General features: G+C 70.9%; 12 protein-coding genes. 4 read left to right on the forward strand and 8 right to left on the reverse strand.

Annotated elements, in window-relative coordinates:
- Window positions 1-10 precede the first annotated feature (10 nt).
- Window positions 11-808 (forward strand): sugar phosphate isomerase/epimerase family protein, encoded by a 798-nt coding sequence (locus tag ACIQNU_RS01455; RefSeq protein ID WP_401362356.1) that lies wholly within the window; start codon window positions 11-13, stop codon window positions 806-808.
- A 60-nt stretch (window positions 809-868) separates the two neighbouring features.
- On the opposite strand, the gene ACIQNU_RS01460 is transcribed toward ACIQNU_RS01455, so the two are convergent.
- The 6 genes from ACIQNU_RS01460 to ACIQNU_RS01485 form a co-directional block, all read right to left on the reverse strand.
- Window positions 869-1408 carry a DUF937 domain-containing protein gene (locus ACIQNU_RS01460; protein WP_401359568.1) on the reverse strand — a complete coding sequence of 180 codons (540 nt, stop codon included), beginning with the start codon at window positions 1406-1408 and terminating at the stop codon, window positions 869-871.
- A gap of 255 nt (window positions 1409-1663) precedes the next feature.
- The gene (gene rbsD, locus ACIQNU_RS01465; RefSeq protein ID WP_401359570.1) at window positions 1664-2053 is read right to left on the reverse strand and encodes a D-ribose pyranase; all 390 of its coding nucleotides are present in this window, start codon (window positions 2051-2053) and stop codon (window positions 1664-1666) included.
- Window positions 2050-3018, reverse strand: a complete 969-nt coding sequence (locus tag ACIQNU_RS01470; protein WP_401359572.1) for a ribokinase — start codon at window positions 3016-3018, stop codon at window positions 2050-2052. Before ACIQNU_RS01470 ends, rbsD begins: the two co-directional genes overlap by 4 nt.
- Before the next feature lie 157 nt (window positions 3019-3175).
- Window positions 3176-5131 carry a substrate-binding domain-containing protein gene (locus tag ACIQNU_RS01475; protein ID WP_401359574.1) on the reverse strand — a complete coding sequence of 652 codons (1956 nt, stop codon included), beginning with the start codon at window positions 5129-5131 and terminating at the stop codon, window positions 3176-3178.
- Window positions 5121-6779: a sugar ABC transporter ATP-binding protein gene (locus ACIQNU_RS01480; RefSeq protein ID WP_401359576.1), complete on the reverse strand. Its 1659-nt coding sequence runs from the start codon at window positions 6777-6779 to the stop codon at window positions 5121-5123. The genes ACIQNU_RS01475 and ACIQNU_RS01480 overlap by 11 nt, the downstream gene beginning before the upstream one ends.
- Entirely contained in the window at window positions 6776-7843 is a 1068-nt protein-coding gene (locus tag ACIQNU_RS01485; RefSeq protein ID WP_401359578.1) for a LacI family DNA-binding transcriptional regulator, read from the reverse strand. The genes ACIQNU_RS01480 and ACIQNU_RS01485 overlap by 4 nt, the downstream gene beginning before the upstream one ends.
- A 156-nt stretch (window positions 7844-7999) precedes the next feature.
- On the opposite strand from ACIQNU_RS01485, the gene ACIQNU_RS01490 reads away from it, so the two are divergent.
- A complete protein-coding gene (locus tag ACIQNU_RS01490; RefSeq protein ID WP_401359580.1) occupies window positions 8000-10228 on the forward strand; it encodes an ATP-dependent RecD-like DNA helicase in 2229 nt (742 codons plus the stop codon).
- Between the two features lie 297 nt (window positions 10229-10525).
- A complete protein-coding gene (locus ACIQNU_RS01495) occupies window positions 10526-11824 on the forward strand; it encodes a citrate synthase (protein WP_401359583.1) in 1299 nt (432 codons plus the stop codon).
- A 637-nt stretch (window positions 11825-12461) separates the two neighbouring features.
- Here the strand turns inward: ACIQNU_RS01495 and ACIQNU_RS01500 are convergent.
- Complete coding sequence (locus tag ACIQNU_RS01500) at window positions 12462-12740, reverse strand: heavy-metal-associated domain-containing protein (protein ID WP_401359586.1); 279 nt, start codon at window positions 12738-12740, stop codon at window positions 12462-12464.
- A gap of 197 nt (window positions 12741-12937) precedes the next feature.
- Window positions 12938-13732, reverse strand: coding sequence for a TetR/AcrR family transcriptional regulator (locus tag ACIQNU_RS01505; RefSeq protein WP_401359589.1), 795 nt, complete (start codon window positions 13730-13732; stop codon window positions 12938-12940).
- Window positions 13733-14100: 368 nt separating this feature from the next.
- Here ACIQNU_RS01505 and ACIQNU_RS01510 point away from each other — a divergent pair, with 368 nt between their 5' ends.
- Window positions 14101-16326: an MMPL family transporter gene (locus ACIQNU_RS01510; protein ID WP_401359591.1), complete on the forward strand. Its 2226-nt coding sequence runs from the start codon at window positions 14101-14103 to the stop codon at window positions 16324-16326.
- Window positions 16327-16385: the final 59 nt, after the last annotated feature.

Below are 16385 nucleotides of genomic sequence, written 5' to 3' on the forward strand. Positions count from 1 at the left end.
CGTCAACCAGATGACCGTCAAACAGCTCTCCCTGCCCGAACTCGTCGCCGCCTGCGTCGAGTCCGGTGTCCCGGGCGTCGGGCTGTGGCGCGAACCCACGCGCGCGTACGGCGTCGAGGCCACCGCCACACTCGTACGGGACGCCGGGCTCACCGTCACCACCCTGTGCCGGGGCGGCTTCTTCACCGCAGAGGACCCCGCCGAGCGGGCCGCCGCCATCGCCGACAACCAGCGCGCGCTGGACGAGGCCGCCACGCTCGGCACCGACACGCTGGTCCTCGTCTCGGGCGGCCTGCCGGCCGGCAGCCGCGATCTGCACGGCGCCCGGGAGCGCGTCGCCGACGCCCTCACCGACCTCGCGCCCTACGCGGCGGAGCGCGGCGTACGGCTCGCGATCGAACCCCTGCACCCCATGTTCGCGTCCGACCGCTGTGTGGTCTCCACACTGGAACAGGCCCTCGACCTCGCGGAACGTTTCCCCGCGGACCAGGTCGGCGTCTGCGTGGACACGTACCACATCTGGTGGGACGACCGGGCGCCCGCGCAGATCGAGCGGGCCGGGCGCGACGGCCGGATCCACTCCTTCCAGCTCGCCGACTGGACCACACCGCTGCCGGAGGGTGTGCTCAACGGCCGGGGCCAACTCGGCGACGGAGCGGTCGACCTGCGCGCGTGGCGCACCCGCGTCGAGACAGCCGGGTACACGGGCCCGATCGAGGTGGAGCTGTTCAACGACGAGCTGTGGGCCCGGGACGGGCGGGAGGTGCTGACGGAGACGGTGGACCGCTTCCTCCGACACGCCTGCTGACAGTCCGTCGACAGGCCGCCGACGCAGGAAGGGTCCATGACGAACCGCAGCGGGAAGGGCTTACTTGCGGCCCGCCGCCCGCTTGCCGAGCACCGCCACCACGACCGGGATCACGAGTTCGATCACCCGTGACACAGTCGGCGCCGGGATGCCCGTCTTCTTCGCCACCGCGTTGGCGACGGGCCTGCTCACCTTGCCGAGGATGCTGCCCATCAGGCCACCGGCCGCGAGATTGCCGAGCCCGCCACCGAAGGCCGCGACCCCCTGCAACGGCGCGCCGGCGCGCTCGCCTTCACCGGCCCGGTCCCCGCTTTCGCCCCCGCCCCCGCCCCCGCCGCGCCGCTCCTGCTCACCCGCCTCGGCGAACGCCTGCCGTACCGTCTCCGGATCGGAGTCCGCCTCGTCGCGCAGACCGCCGGAGAGTGCCGACACCGTGGTGCCGACCACGGTCCGGGCGCCCGCCGCGTCCGTGCCCAGGAGCCCGGCGATCTCCTGGAGCCGGTCGTCGCCGAGTTCCCCGATCACGTCCTGTTCCAGGGGCTCCCGTGCGGGCTCCGGTGATTCCTGGGGCTTCCGGTCCTGGGGCGTCTCGTCCGTCATGCCGGAAACGCTACGACCGGGTCGGTTCATCGGCATGTCGAGAGGGACCACCGCGCGCGTACAACCGTCGGGCACCGCCGCGGGTCCTACGTGGCATCAGGACTTCCAGGGGGTGGATCCGGGGGGATCTCGGCAGTTCCTGATGGGGAGGGGAATCCGAGGGGGTCCGGTCGGGCAGACCGGACCCCCTCGTCGATGCCCAGATATCCAGATGTCCAGGAGTATCCGGACCGCTCCCGAAGGTGCCCGGACCGGTCAGAAGAAGACCCCGCAGCGCAGCAGCACATTCGCGTACGGCCGGGCCTCACCGGTGCGGACCACCAGCCGCGCCCCCGCCGACCGGGCCTTCACCTCGGCGTGCGGCACCAGTTCCAGCCCCGGAAATCGGTCCCCGAGCAGCGCTGCCGCCGCCGGATTGGCGTCCCGCACCTCACGCGCCGCCGTGGCGCCCTCGACGACCAGCTCGGCCAGCAGACCGTCGAGGACCTCGGCGAACGACGGCACCCCGGCCCGGAACGCCAGGTCGACCACGCCCGGTCCGCGCGGAATCGGCATCCCGGCGTCGCACACCAGGACCTCGTCGCCGTGCCCCAGCTCGGCCAGCGCGCCCGACAACCCGCGGTTCAGGATTCCGGCCTTCTTCACAGGGCGGCGACCTCGTCCGCCGTCGGGAAGGACACCTGCGCGCCCTTCCTGGTGACCGCCGCGGCGCCCACACGGGCCGCGTAGGCGGCTGCAGACGCCAGATCCTCACCGGAGCCCAGACGCCACGCCAGAGCCGCTGTGAAGGCGTCTCCGGCCCCGGTGGTGTCCACGGCGGCGACCGGCAGGGACTCGACCCGGCGCGTCACCACGTCGCCGCCCGCATCCGACGGCGCCTCGGCCACCAGCGCGCCCCGGGCGCCGAGCGTGATCACCACCGACCGAGGACCGAGCGCCAAGAGCCCCCGCGCCCAGTCCTCCGGCGCATCCTGGCCTTCCGGCGCGTCAGAGGCCTCCGGCCGGTCCCCCGACGCGCCACCACCCTCCGCCCCGAGCACGACCCGTGCCTCGTGCTCGTTCACGACCAGCGGATCGCACGCCGCCAGCACGTCGGGCGGCAGCGGTGCCGGCGGCGAAGGGTTCAGCGCGAACCGCGCACCGGGCGCCAGATTCCGCACCACCTCGGCGACCGTCTCCAGTGGGATCTCCAGCTGGGTGGAGACCACCCGGGCTGCGGCCAGCAGCTCGCGCGCGTCGCGTACGTCATCGGGTGTGAGGTGGGCGTTGGCGCCCGGGGACACCACGATGCTGTTGTCCCCTGACGGGTCGACCGTGATCAGCGCGACCCCGGTCGGCGCGCCGCCGACGAGGACCCCGGAGGTGTCGACACCCGCCGTGCGCTGCGAGTCGAGCAGCAGCCGCCCGTGCGCGTCGTCACCCACGCGCGCGAGGAGGGCCGTTCGGGCACCCAGCCGGGCGGCGGCGACCGCCTGGTTGGCGCCCTTGCCGCCGGGGTGCACCGCGAGGTCGGAACCGAGCACCGTCTCACCGGGCCCCGGCCGCCGCTCGACACCGACCACCAGGTCGGCGTTGGCCGACCCCACGACCAGCAGGTCGTATTCGTCCATCGTCCGTCACGTCCCGTCTCTCGCCCTGCTTGACCCACTCGCCAAGTCGTCAACTCGCCCACCGGAGTCGGCCGGCCGGCGACCGGCCGTCAACCAGCCACCCGCCAACTGCCCACCGGCCCTCGACCGGCTACGAGCCGATCGGAGGAGAAACCGATCAGGAGAAGTCGTCCACGTTCTTCGACGTGACGACCTTGACCGGGACCTTCACCACACTGTCGACCTTCTTGCCCTCGGCCGCCGCGACCGCGTTCCGTACGGCGATCCGGCCGAGTTCCGAGGGCTGCTGGGCGACCGACGCGTACAGCGTGCCCGCGGCGACCGCCGTCAGCCCGTCAGGCGTGCCGTCGAAGCCGACGACCGTCACGGACTTCCCGGCCTTGGCGCCGAGCGCCTTGACCGCGCCGAGCGCCATCTCGTCGTTCTCGGCGAACACGCCGTCGACGTCGGGGTGGCCCTGGAGCACGTTCGTCATCACGTCCAGGCCCTTCGTGCGGTCGAAGTCCGCGGGCTGCTTCGCGACGACCTGGATGCCCGGGTACGCCTTCAGACCCTCGGTGAAGCCCTGGCCGCGCTCCCGGCTCGCGGACGTACCCGCGGTGCCCTGGAGGACGACGATCTTCCCCTGTCCGCCGAGCCGGTCGGCCAGGGTCTTGGCGGCCTGCCTGCCGCCCGCGACGTTGTCCGAGGCGACGAGCGTCGCGGTGTCGGCCTTGTTGACGCCACGGTCCGCCGCGACCACCGGGATGTCACCCTGGTTCGCGGAGCGCACCGCAGGACCGACGGCGTCCGAGTCCACCGGATTGACGATGATCGACTTCATGCCCTCGGAGGTGAAGTTCTGCAACTGGTTGGCCTGTTGGGACGCGTCGTTCTGCGCGTCGGTCACGGTCAGGTCGATGCCCGCCGCCTTCGCCTCCTTCTGGGCGCCCGCCTTCATCTGCACGAAGAACGGGTTGTTGAGCGTGGACAGCGACATCCCCACCTTCGTCCGCGCGTCCGACGAGCCGGAGTTGACCAGCGAGACCCCGCCAAGGACGGCCGCCACACAGACGAACGCGACGGCATAGGTGGCCGCTTTTCTGCGCCCGCCGGAACCGGACGGACCCGTCCCGGTCACCCCCGTGCCACCGGTCGCGCCCGTACGCCGCCGCAGCGTGTCCAGGAGCACCGCCAGCGCGATGACGACACCGATGACGACCTGCTGCCAGAACGCCGACACGGACAGCAGATTGAGTCCGTTGCGCAGCACCGCGAGGATCAGTGCGCCGATGAGCGTGCCGGACGCCTTGCCGACCCCGCCCGACAGGCTCGCGCCGCCGATGACCACGGCGGCGATCGCGTCGAGTTCGTAGCCCTGGGCCGCCTGCGGCTGCGCGGAGGCGAGGCGGGACGCGAGGACGACGCCCGCCACGGCCGCGAACAGGCCCGACAGCGCGTAGATGGCCAGCTTCTGCCGCTTGACGCGCAGCCCGGACAGCCGGGCCGCCTCCTCGTTGCCGCCGATCGCGTACATCGAACGGCCCAGGTACGTGCGGCCCAGGACGACCGCGGTCACCAGGCCCATCGCGACCATCACGAGGACCGGCACCGGCAGCCAGCCGCCCAGCGTGTCACCGAAGAAGGTCACCGATTCGGGGAACGGGATCGGGCTGCCCTGCGAGATCACCAGCGACAGTCCACGCCCGACCGACAGCATCGCGAGCGTCGCGATGAACGGGGGCAGTTTCCCGTACGAGATCAGGGCGCCGTTGACGAGACCGCAGGCGATGCCGGTGCCCACGGCGAGGATGATCGCGAGCCATACGGGAAGGCCCTGCGAGGTCGCCGTCCACGCGAGGACGGTCGACGACAGGGCGGCCACCGAGCCGACCGACAGGTCGATGCCGGCGGCGACGATGACGAAGGTGACGCCGAAGGCGAGGATCGCCGTCACGGCGGCCTGGACACCGACGTTGAGCAGGTTCTGGGTGGTCAGGAAGTCCCCGGACAGCAGCGAGAGGGCCACCAGGAGAACCACCAAGGCGCTCAGGGCGCCGTTGTCGAGCAGCACGCGGCGGACCGCTGCCGCGCCTCCCGCGCGCGGGGTGCTCTGGAGCGTGTCAGTGGCCACGGGAGCCCTCCTCTTCCTTCCCTCCGGGGATGTCGGTACCGGTGCCGGTGCCGGCACCCGTGTCTGTGGCTGTGTCTGTCCTTGTGCCCGTGTCGGCATCGCCTTTGTTCGCGTCCGCTGCCGAACCGGTCCGCGCGGGCGCGCTCACGGCGAGCGCCATGACGGCGTCCTGCGTGGCCTCGGCCGCCGCGAGTTCGCCCGCCAGGCGCCCCTGGGCCATCACCAGGACGCGGTCGCTCATACCGAGCACCTCGGGCAGATCGCTGGAGATCATCAGCACCGCGTGCCCGGCGGCCGTGAGGTCGTTGACGAGCTGATAGATCTCGACCTTGGCGCCGACGTCGATCCCGCGCGTGGGTTCGTCGAGGATCAGCACGCGCGTGTGCGCGAGGAGCCACTTGCCGATGACGACCTTCTGCTGGTTGCCGCCGGACAGCGTCCGCACGGTCTGCCCGAGCCCCGCCATCCGCACGCCGAGCCGTTCCGCGATCCGCGCGGCGGCCGTGTACTGCCCCTTGCGGTCGACCAGCCCCGCGCGCGTGGCCGAACGCAGCGTCACCAGGCCGAGGTTCTCCTCCACCGACGCGTCCAGCAGCAGCCCCTGGCCCTTGCGGTCCTCGGGGACCAGCCCGATCCCGGCGGCCAGCGCGGCGCTCACGTCGTGCCGGGGCAGCCGGACCCCGGCGACCTCCACGGTGCCCGCGTCGTACGGGTCGGCGCCGAACACGGCCCGCGCGACCTCCGTACGGCCCGCTCCGACGAGCCCGGCGACCCCGACCACCTCACCGGCCCGCACCTGGAAGCTGACCTCGTGGAACACCCCGTCACGGGTGAGCCCTTCGACGGACAGCAGCGGCTCACCGGCGGCACCCCGCGCGCGTGGGTACTGCTGCTCGATGGCACGGCCCACCATGAGGCGTACGAGATCGTCCTCGGGCGTGGACGCGGGTACCTGGCCGACACTGCGGCCGTCGCGGATGACGGTGACCCGGTCGCCGAGTGCGGCGATCTCCTCCAGGTGATGCGTGATGAAGACGATGCCGACGCCGTCTTCGCGAAGGGTGCGCACGATCCCGAAGAGCGTGTCCACCTCGCCGGAGGTCAGCACCGCCGTCGGCTCGTCCATGATCAGGACGCGCGCCCGGACACTGAGCGCCTTGGCGATCTCCACCATCTGGAGCCGGGCGATGCCCAGTTCACGCACCCGCGCGCGGGGCGACACCTCGACGCCGACGCGCTCCAGGAGGACGGCGGCGTCGGCCTCCATGCGCGCGCGGTCGATGAAGCCGAAGCGGCGCGGCTGGCGCCCGAGGAAGATGTTCTCGGCGACCGTCAGATCCGGCACCAGGTTGAACTCCTGGTGGATGGTGGCGATCCCCAGCCGTTCGGCCGCCTGCGCGTCCGGGATCCGCACCTCGGCGCCGTCGACCAGGATCCGCCCGGCGTCCGGATGATGGGCGCCCGACAGCATCTTGATGAGGGTGCTCTTGCCGGCGCCGTTCTCGCCGAGCAGCACATGCACCTCACCGGCGCGCAGATCGAAGTCCACCTCGTCGAGGGCGACCACCCCCGGAAACGCCTTACGGACCCCTTCGATCCGCAACACCTCGCCGGGATGGTCGCGCGGTGTCTCCTCCGGCTCGCTCACGGCCTGCTCCTTCCTGCGGGGCTCAGGGGGTCCTCCGGCGCCTCCCGGGCGCTCTCCGGGCTCCCGGCGGGCACGGGTTCGCCACAGGAACGGCGGACGACGAGCCGGGCGGCGAAAGTCACGGACTCAGGGGCTCTGCCCTCGATCCGGTCGGTCAGGGCCCGTACGGCGGCCCGCCCCAACTCGGCGGTCGGCTGGGCGACGGCGGTGATCGGCGGATCGGTGTGCACGAACCACGGGATGTCGTCGAACGCGGCCAGCGCGATGTCCCGGGGAACCCGCAGCCCCCGCGCGCGGATGGCGTCCAGCGCGCCGAGCGCCATCAGGTTGTCCGCCGCGAACACGACGTCCGGCGGCTCCGGCAGCGACAGGAACGCCTCCGTCGCCCGGCGCCCGCTCTCGGCCTGGAAGTCGCCCTGCCCGATGTACGCGTCGGGCAAGGTGATGCCGTACGCGCGCAGGGCGTCCCGGAACGCCGCGACGCGCTCGCTGCCGGTCGTCGTCGTGGCCGGGCCCGCGATGATGGCGAGCCTGCGGTGCCCCAGCCCGTGCAGATGGGCGACCAGGTCCCGTATCGCCGCACGGCCGTCGGCGCGTACCACCGGCACGTCCAGGCCCGGGATCCAGCGGTCCACGAAGACCATCGGGATCCCCGCGCGCGCGGCCTCCAGCATCAGCGGCGAACCGCCGTCCGTGGGGGACACCAGTAGCCCGTCGATACGGCGGTCCAGGAGCGTGCGTACATGGTGGTCCTGCACCTCGGGCCGCTCGTCGGCGTTCCCGAAGATGACGCTGTACCCCCGCGCGCGTGCCTCCTCCTCGACGGAGCGGGCCAGTTCGGTGAAGTACGGGTTCAGTACGTCGCTGATGACCAGGCCGAGCGTGCGGGTCTGATCGGTGCGCAGGGACCGCGCCACCGCGTTGGGCCGGTAGTCGAGGCTCTCCACGGCCGCGAGGACCCGGGTGCGCGCGCCGGGGCTGACGGACGGATGCCCGTTGAGGACCCGCGACACCGTCGCGACGGACACACCCGCCGCGGCGGCGACGTCCTTGATGCCCGCCACCGGCCCACCTCCTCGTGGAATCGATTACACGAAGGATTGGAATCGATTACACGGCCGTAGGGCAACCCCCTGACCCCATCCCGAGACCGGATCGTGATGATCGGGGGCCGCGGTCTCGGGGGCCGCGTTGTCGTACCCCGCCTGTAGCGTCGGGGCATGTCCAATCTGGCGGTGGTCGAAGGAGTGCTGGAGCGGATCACCTTCGCCTCCGAGGAGACCGGGTACACGGTCGCGCGCGTGGACACGGGCCGGGGCGCCGGAGATCTCCTCACGGTCGTCGGGTCGCTGCTCGGCGCCCAGGTGGGCGAGTCACTGCGGTTGCAGGGCCGTTGGGGCTCCCACCCGCAGTACGGCAAGCAGTTCACCGTCGAGAACTACACGACGGTCCTCCCGGCGACCGTCCAGGGCATCCGCCGCTATCTGGGCTCCGGACTCGTCAAGGGCATCGGCCCGGTCTTCGCCGACCGCATCACCACGCACTTCGGCGTCGACACCCTCCGGATCATCGAGGAGGAGCCCAAGCGCCTGATCGAGGTCCCCGGCCTCGGCCCCAAGCGCACCCGCAAGATCGCCGACGCCTGGGAGGAACAGAAGGCGATCAAAGAGGTGATGGTCTTCCTGCAGAGCGTCGAGGTGTCCACGTCCGTCGCGGTCCGCATCTACAAGAAGTACGGCGACGCGTCCATCTCGATCGTCAAGAACCAGCCCTACCGCCTCGCGGCCGACGTCTGGGGCATCGGCTTCCTCACCGCCGACCGCATCGCGCAGGCCGTCGGCATCCCGCACGACAGCCCCGAGCGCGTCAAGGCGGGCCTCCAGTACGCGCTGTCGCAGTCCACCGACCAGGGCCACTGCTATCTCCCCGAGGAACAGCTCATCGCCGACGCGGTGAAACTCCTCCAGGTCGACACCGGTCTCGTCATCGAATGCCTCGCCCAACTCGCCGGCGAGGACGAGGGCGTGGTGCGCGAGCGCGTACCGGGCCCCGACGGCGAAGCGGTCACCGCCGTGTATCTCGTCCCGTTCCACCGCGCCGAACTCTCCCTCTCGGCACAGGTCCTGCGCCTGCTGCGCAGCGACGACGACCGTATGCCCGCCTTCCGGGACGTCGCCTGGGACAAGGCACTGGCCTGGCTCGCCGACCGCACCGGCGCCGAACTGGCGCCCGAGCAGGAGGAGGCGGTCCGGCTCGCGCTCACCCGCAAGGTCGCCGTACTGACCGGCGGCCCCGGCTGCGGCAAGTCCTTCACCGTGCGCTCGATCGTGGAGCTGGCTCGCGCCAAGCGCGCGAAGGTGGTCCTCGCCGCGCCCACGGGCCGCGCCGCCAAGCGCCTGGCCGAACTGACGGGCGCCGAGGCGTCCACCGTGCACCGCCTGCTCGAACTGAAGCCGGGCGGCGACGCCGCGTACGACCGGGACCGGCCGCTGGACGCGGATCTCGTCGTCGTGGACGAGGCGTCGATGCTGGATCTGCTGCTCGCCAACAAGCTGGTCAAGGCCGTCCCGCCCGGTGCCCATCTGCTGTTCGTCGGCGATGTCGACCAGTTGCCGAGCGTCGGCGCGGGCGAGGTGCTGCGCGATCTGCTCGCCGACGGCGGCCCGGTCCCGGCGGTCCGGCTGACCCGGATCTTCCGCCAGGCCCAGGAGTCGGGCGTCGTCACCAACGCACACCGCATCAACTCCGGCCTGCCCCCCGTCACCCGCGACCTGAACGACTTCTTCCTCTTCGTCGAGGAGGAGACCGAGGAGACCGCCCGGCTCACCGTCGACGTCGTCGCCCATCGGATTCCGGCCAAATTCGGCCTCGACCCGCGCCGCGACATCCAGGTCCTCGCGCCCATGCACCGGGGCCCCGCGGGCGCGGGCAGCCTCAACGGCCTGTTGCAGCAGGCCATCACCCCGGGCCGCCCGGACCTCGCCGAGAAGCGGTTCGGCGGCCGGGTGTTCCGCGTCGGCGACAAGGTGACCCAGATTCGCAACAATTACGAGAAGGGGCTCAACGGCGTCTTCAACGGCACCGTCGGCGTGGTCACCTCGCTCGACGCGGAGGAACAGCGCCTGACGGTCCTGACGGACGAGGACGAGGAGGTTCCGTACGACTTCGACGAGCTGGACGAACTGGCGCACGCGTACGCCGTGACCATCCACCGCTCCCAGGGCAGCGAGTACCCGGCCGTGGTCATCCCGGTCACCACCTCGGCCTGGATGATGCTGCAACGCAATCTGCTCTACACGGCCGTGACCCGCGCCAAGAAGCTGGTCGTCCTGGTCGGTTCGCGCAAGGCTCTCGCGCAGGCGGTGCGCACGGTCTCCGCCGGGAGACGCTGCACGGCCCTGGATTTCCGGCTCTCACCCGGGCTCGCCGGAGGCCCGGCCACTCTGTGACGGGGACCCTCCGACGCCTGTGACGGGACCTTCCGACAGGGTCCGGCCGCCCCCGCGACAGGGGCTCGGCGGACCTGGGACGAGAGGTGACACGTTTGATCGATCAAACGAGTCGGAAAGCTCACAGAGCCCTTCCGGAACCAGGGCGAAGGGGGCAGGATGAGCAGGTTGGCGGCACTGAGTGCCGCCAATAGGCCTAATGGTCGACCCCGAGTGCACTCTCCTGAGCCAAATGGGGGATGGTAGAGAACAGTCAGGGCACCTCGAAGATGAGGCACTACGTCGGTGAGGGAAGACGTGAGCGAGAACGCTAACAATGCGGTAGTACTGCGGTACGGCGACGGCGAGTACACCTACCCGGTGATCGACAGCACCGTCGGCGACAAGGGCTTCGACATCGGCAAGCTCCGCGCCCAGACGGGCCTGGTGACACTGGACAGCGGATACGGAAACACCGCCGCCTATAAATCCTCGATCACTTACCTCGACGGCGAGCAGGGCATCCTGCGCTACCGCGGCTATCCCATCGAGCAGCTGGCGGAGCGCTCCACCTTCGTGGAGGTGGCGTATCTGCTGATCAACGGTGAGCTGCCGACCGTCGACCAGCTCTCCACGTTCAAGAACGAGATCACGCAGCACACCCTGCTCCACGAGGACGTCAAGCGCTTCTTCGACGGCTTCCCGCGCGACGCCCATCCCATGGCGATGCTGTCCTCCGTCGTCAGCGCGCTGTCGACGTTCTACCAGGACAGCCACAACCCCTTCGACGAGAAGCAGCGCGACCTCTCCACGATCCGGCTGCTCGCCAAGCTGCCCACGATCGCGGCGTACGCGTACAAGAAGTCGATCGGTCACCCGTTCGTCTACCCGCGCAACGACCTGGGCTACGTCGAGAACTTCCTGCGGATGACCTTCTCGGTCCCCGCGCAGGAGTACGACCTCGACCCGGTCGTCGTGTCCGCCCTGGACAAGCTGCTGATCCTGCACGCGGACCACGAGCAGAACTGTTCGACGTCGACGGTCCGGCTGGTCGGGTCCTCGCAGGCGAACATGTTCGCGTCGATCTCGGCCGGTATCTCCGCGCTGTGGGGCCCGCTGCACGGCGGCGCCAACCAGTCCGTCCTGGAGATGCTGGAGGGCATCCAGGCGAGCGGCGGCGATGTCGACACCTTCATCCGCAAGGTGAAGAACAAGGAAGACGGCGTGAAGCTCATGGGCTTCGGGCACCGCGTCTACAAGAACTTCGACCCCCGGGCGAAGATCATCAAGGCGGCGGCGCACGATGTCCTGTCGGCGCTCGGCAAGTCCGACGAGCTGCTCGACATCGCGCTGAAGCTGGAGGAGCACGCGCTCGCGGACGACTACTTCGTCTCGCGCAAGCTCTACCCGAACGTCGACTTCTACACCGGCCTGATCTACCGGGCCATGGGCTTCCCGACGGAGATGTTCACCGTGCTGTTCGCGCTCGGCCGGCTGCCCGGCTGGATCGCCCAGTGGCACGAGATGATCAAGGAGCCGGGTTCCCGTATCGGCCGCCCGCGGCAGATCTACACCGGTGTGGTCGAGCGGGACTTCGTCCCGGTGGAGTCACGTTGAGCCGCTGACGCGGCGGCCTCTCCGGAGGCGAACCGAGCTTCCGGAGCAAGGGTTCAGAACAGAGCCTCAGGCACAAAAGGTTTCAGGTACAAGCGGAAAGCGCCCCGCTACCGGTCCCCCCACGGGCCGGCAGTCGGGGCGCTTTCCTGTGTCCCGGTGCGGATTCCCCCCACGGGATCCGGCCGGGCGCCTTTGGGCAGCGCCTGCTGCGTTGGGTGTGTGATGCCGCTGCGATCTGCCGGGACGCGTACGCACGGGAGGGCCGCTCAAAGCTCCCCGGTGCACGTGCCCCGGCAACGCATTTCGGGAACGTCCCCCAAGACATCCCCGATGTCAGAAACGCCCCCCAAGACGTTTCTGGCATCGCCTTCTTAGACTCACGAGCCCCCTCGATGGTTACGTCGAGATGGCTGTGATCTACGTCTCCCGCATATGTCCTCTACCTGCGCAAGAGCCCCGATATGGCGATCGGGGCTCAAGCGTAAGGATGTTGCGTGGGCCTTGTGAAGGGCTCCGGGGATAGTTACCTGAATGTCCTCGGCGGAAGGCGGTTCGGGGCGGCGAAATCGGATGAAAACGGCGCCCTCGTTCCCACGATCGCCAGGGGGAGGGTGTCGAGGGGGTGCCGGAGGGCGGTTCAGGCGCGGCCGGTCAGTTCGTATCCGGCCTCGTCGACCGCCGCGCGGACGGCCTCGTCGTCGAGCGGGGCCGCGGAGACCACGGTGACCCGGCCGGTGGCCGCCACGGCCTGGACGGAGTCGACGCCGGCGATCGCGGACACCTCGGCGGACACGGCGCCTTCGCAGTGGCCGCAGGTCATCCCGGCGACCTGGTAGACCGTGGTCACGGCTCCCTGGGGGGACTCGGTGGACCCGGCGGACTCCGCGGTGGTGCTGGTTTCGGTCTGGGTGCTCATCTGCGTTCTCCTCGGGTCGTGGTGGCCTACGTGTGGTGGCCCGCGTGCGGTGGCGCGGTGCCGTGCCGACGTTCACCACGCTATACCCCTGGGGGGTATGAAGCAAGGAGGGTCGGCCGCGACGGTGGCGGCCGAGGGTGGTCAGGCGGGCGGGGTGGAGCCTGGCGGGGTGGAACCTGTGGGCGGCGGCTGCGGGATCAGCTCGTGGCGGCCGGATGCGGGGCGTCGTCCGTGCCGGGCCGCTGCCGTGTGAGCGGTTCGAGATAGCGGTACATGGCGGTCTTCATCTCCACGATGTACGCGTCCCGCTCGGCGCCTTCGTGGGACATGACCAGTTGAAGGCCCGACTTGAACATGCCGACGGTCATGTTGGCCGTACGGCTCCGCTCGGCGGCCGGGACGTCCGGCAGGGTGGCGGCGAGCAGCTCCTCAAGGCGGGTGTGGACGCTGTCGTGCAGCGTGTGGATCTCCTTGGCGATCTCGCCCGGTGTGTCGGGACCGTGCAGCAGGACGGCGAACGCCGGGTTCTCGCAGTTGAAGGCGATCAGCGGATCCAGGACCGCGTCCAGCATCCGGTCCAGCGGGAGTCCCAGATGCCCGGACGACAGGGCCTGGCCGTGCGACTCGCGCCAGCTGTCCAGCAGCCGGTCGCTCAGCTCGACCGCGATCGCTTCCTTGTTCGGGAAGAACTGGTACAGCGTGCCGGGTGACACGCCTGCCTCGCGAGCGATGGCGTTGGTGCTGGCCGAGGTGTAGCCGCTGGAGCAGAACACCGAGGCGGCGGCCTCCAGGAGTTGGGCGATACGGCGCTCGCCGCGGGCCTGGCGGCGTACGCGCTTGGGCGCGGACCGCTCGGGCTTCCCCGGGGCGGCTTCCGGGGCTCCTGCGGCTCCTGTGGTCCCTGCGGCTCCTGTGGCTGCGGTGGCGGGCGCGTCGGCTCCTCCGGGCGCGCCGGCGGCCCCTCCGGCCTCTCGGGCTTCTCCGGCGTTCATCGCCGCGGCTCTCGGAATGTCATGCGAAAGGTCATCCTGAAGGTCATTGACAAACACGAGCGCTCGCTCGCATTCTAGAGAAACGCGAGCGACGACTCGTGTTTGCCAAGTCTATGGCAACGGGCGACCTGTGCTGCCCTGCGGGAACTGTCCTGCGGACACACGGGTCACGGTGAAGGGGACACCGCATCATGACCGAAGTCAACGGGGCCCCGGCGGGGGACGGGACCGGGTCTCCGCCGGGGGACGGGGACGGGGCTTCGCAGGGAGACGGGGGAAAGGCTTCGCGAGGAGGTGCCGGGGGCGGTTCGGCCGGGGGTGCCGAGGGGGCGCGGGGCGCGGCGGGCGCCGGTGGCGGGCGGGCGGCCATGGGTGGGTGGACCCGGTTCGTGACCGGGCGGCCCCGGCTCTCGCTGCTCGTCGCGCTGCTGCTCACCGCTCTCGCCGTGATGGCCGGGAGCGGGGTCGCGGACCGGCTGGGCAGCGGAGGCTGGGAAGCACCGGACGCCGAGTCGACGTATGCGACCAAGGCGCTGGCGCGGGAGTTCCCCGCCTCGCAGCCCAATCTGCTGCTCCTCCTCGACAGCGGAGAAGCCTCCGTGGACGATCCGGCGGTCGCCGCCGAGGCGAAGCGGCTCACCGAGCGGCTCGCTGCCGAGCCGGGAGTGACCGGCGTCGGCTCGTACTGGCAGACCGGATCGCCCGCCCTGCGCGCGGAGGACGGCCGCGAGGCGCTGATCGCCGCGCGGCTCACCGGGGACGACAAGACGGCCGCCGAGACCCTGGACCGCATCGCGCCCTCGCTGCGCGGTACGCGGGGTCCGGTCGACGTGAGCGTCGGCGGCCCGGTCGCCGTGCGCCACCAGATCCAGACGACCATCCAGGAAGACCTGGTCCGCGCGGAGATGATCGCCCTCCCGGTCACCCTGGTCCTCCTGGTGATGGTGTTCGGCAGCGCGATCGCGGCCCTGCTGCCCCTCGGTATCGGCATCGTCGCGATCCTCGGCACCAACGCCGTACTGCGCGGCCTGACCTCCTTCACGGATGTGTCGGTCTTCGCCCTGAACCTGACGACGGCCCTGGGCCTGGGCCTCGCCATCGACTACGCACTGTTCATCGTCCGCAGATTCCGCGAGGAACTGGCCGAGGGCGCCGACCCGTTGACCGCCGTCGGCACCACCCTGCGGACGGCGGGGCGCACGGTCCTGTTCTCGGCGCTGACGGTCGCCGTGTCCCTGGCCGCGATGCTCGTCTTCCCGCAGTACTTCCTGCGCTCGTTCGCGTACGCCGGTATCGCCGTGGTCCTGATCGCCGCCGCCGCCGCGCTGATCCTGCTGCCCGCCGCCCTGGTCCTGCTGGGGCACCGCGTCAACTCCCTCGACCTGCGTCGCCTGGTGCGGCGCGGCGCGCCACGGGACCCCGAGGGGGAGACCGGCGGCCGGGGCTGGGCGCGTACGGCGGCCCTCGTCATGCGGCGTGCTCCGGTGTTCGCCGTGGCCACCACCGTGGGCCTGGTGCTGCTCGGACTGCCGTTCCTGAACGTCAAGTTCGGCACCGCCGACGACCGCCAACTGCCCGCGACGGCCGAGTCCCATGTCGTCCAGCAGCACATCAGGGACGGCTTCCCCGGCAACCCGGGCGGCGCCCTCGAAGTCTTCGCCGAAGGCTCCGCGACGGAGACGCAGTACGCGAGCTACCGCACCGCGATAGCGGCCCTGCCCGAGGCGGCCGGAGTGGAGGGTCCCGTGGTCCGGGGGGACGCGGCGTACTTCACGGTGCTGCCGAAGGGCGAGTCGGTCGGGGAGGACGCACAGCGGCTCGTGGGCCAGGTCCGGGCGGTGGACGCGCCGTTCGACACCTCGGTCACCGGTTCGGCCGCTGTGCTCGTCGACTCCAAGGACGCCATCGGCGACCGGCTGCCCTGGGCCGCGGGCATCATCGCCGTGGTCACCCTGTTGCTGGTCTTCCTGCTCACGGGGAGTGTCCTGATACCGATCCAGGCCGTCGTCCTCAACGCCCTCAGCCTCACCGCGATGTTCGGCGCCGTCGTCTGGGTCTTCCAGGAAGGCCATCTGTCGGGCCTGCTGGGCTTCACCAGTACGGGGGACATCGAGACGACGCTGCCGGTCCTGATGTTCTGTGTCGCCTTCGGCCTCTCCATGGACTACGGCGTGTTCCTGCTCTCCCGCATCAAGGAGGAGTACGACCACACGGGCGACCACGCCCACTCCGTGCGGTACGGCTTGCAGCGCACCGGAGGCCTGATCACCGCGGCGGCCGTCATCCTCGCCGTGGTCATGGTGGCGATAGGTACCTCGCGGGTGACCAACACCAAGATGCTCGGCCTGGGAATCGCGCTGGCCGTGGTGATGGACGCCATGGTGGTGCGGAGCCTGCTGGTCCCGGCGGTGATGCGGCTGACCGGCCGGGCCACCTGGTGGGCGCCGGGTCCGCTGCGCCGCTTCCACGCACGTTTCGGCCTCAGCGAGGGCGGGCCGGCGAAGCCGCGGTCCCTGCCCGGACCGGAGCCGGAGCCGGCCGACCCGACGTCCGGGTCGGACCGGGAGCGGGACACCGTGGGCACCCGGAGCTAGCGTTCGACGCGAACCGGCGAACCGGCGAACCGGTGGCGGGTGGCGAGCGACGGGTGGAG

This window comes from Streptomyces sp. NPDC091292 (assembly GCF_044757265.1).
In the GTDB taxonomy this organism is placed as follows: Bacteria; Actinomycetota; Actinomycetes; order Streptomycetales; family Streptomycetaceae; genus Streptomyces.

Excerpts from the sequence above, each read along its gene's own strand:
- ACIQNU_RS01455 (WP_401362356.1), top strand. The coding sequence starts at position 11 with ATGACCGTCAAACAGCTCTCCCTGCCCGAACTCGTCGCCGCCTGCGTC.
- ACIQNU_RS01460 (WP_401359568.1), bottom strand. The coding sequence starts at position 1,408 with ATGACGGACGAGACGCCCCAGGACCGGAAGCCCCAGGAATCACCGGAG.
- ACIQNU_RS01470 (WP_401359572.1), bottom strand. The coding sequence starts at position 3,018 with ATGGACGAATACGACCTGCTGGTCGTGGGGTCGGCCAACGCCGACCTG.
- ACIQNU_RS01490 (WP_401359580.1), top strand. The coding sequence starts at position 8,000 with ATGTCCAATCTGGCGGTGGTCGAAGGAGTGCTGGAGCGGATCACCTTC.
- ACIQNU_RS01500 (WP_401359586.1), bottom strand. The coding sequence starts at position 12,740 with ATGAGCACCCAGACCGAAACCAGCACCACCGCGGAGTCCGCCGGGTCC.
- ACIQNU_RS01505 (WP_401359589.1), bottom strand. The coding sequence starts at position 13,732 with ATGAACGCCGGAGAAGCCCGAGAGGCCGGAGGGGCCGCCGGCGCGCCC.
- ACIQNU_RS01510 (WP_401359591.1), top strand. The coding sequence starts at position 14,101 with ATGGGTGGGTGGACCCGGTTCGTGACCGGGCGGCCCCGGCTCTCGCTG.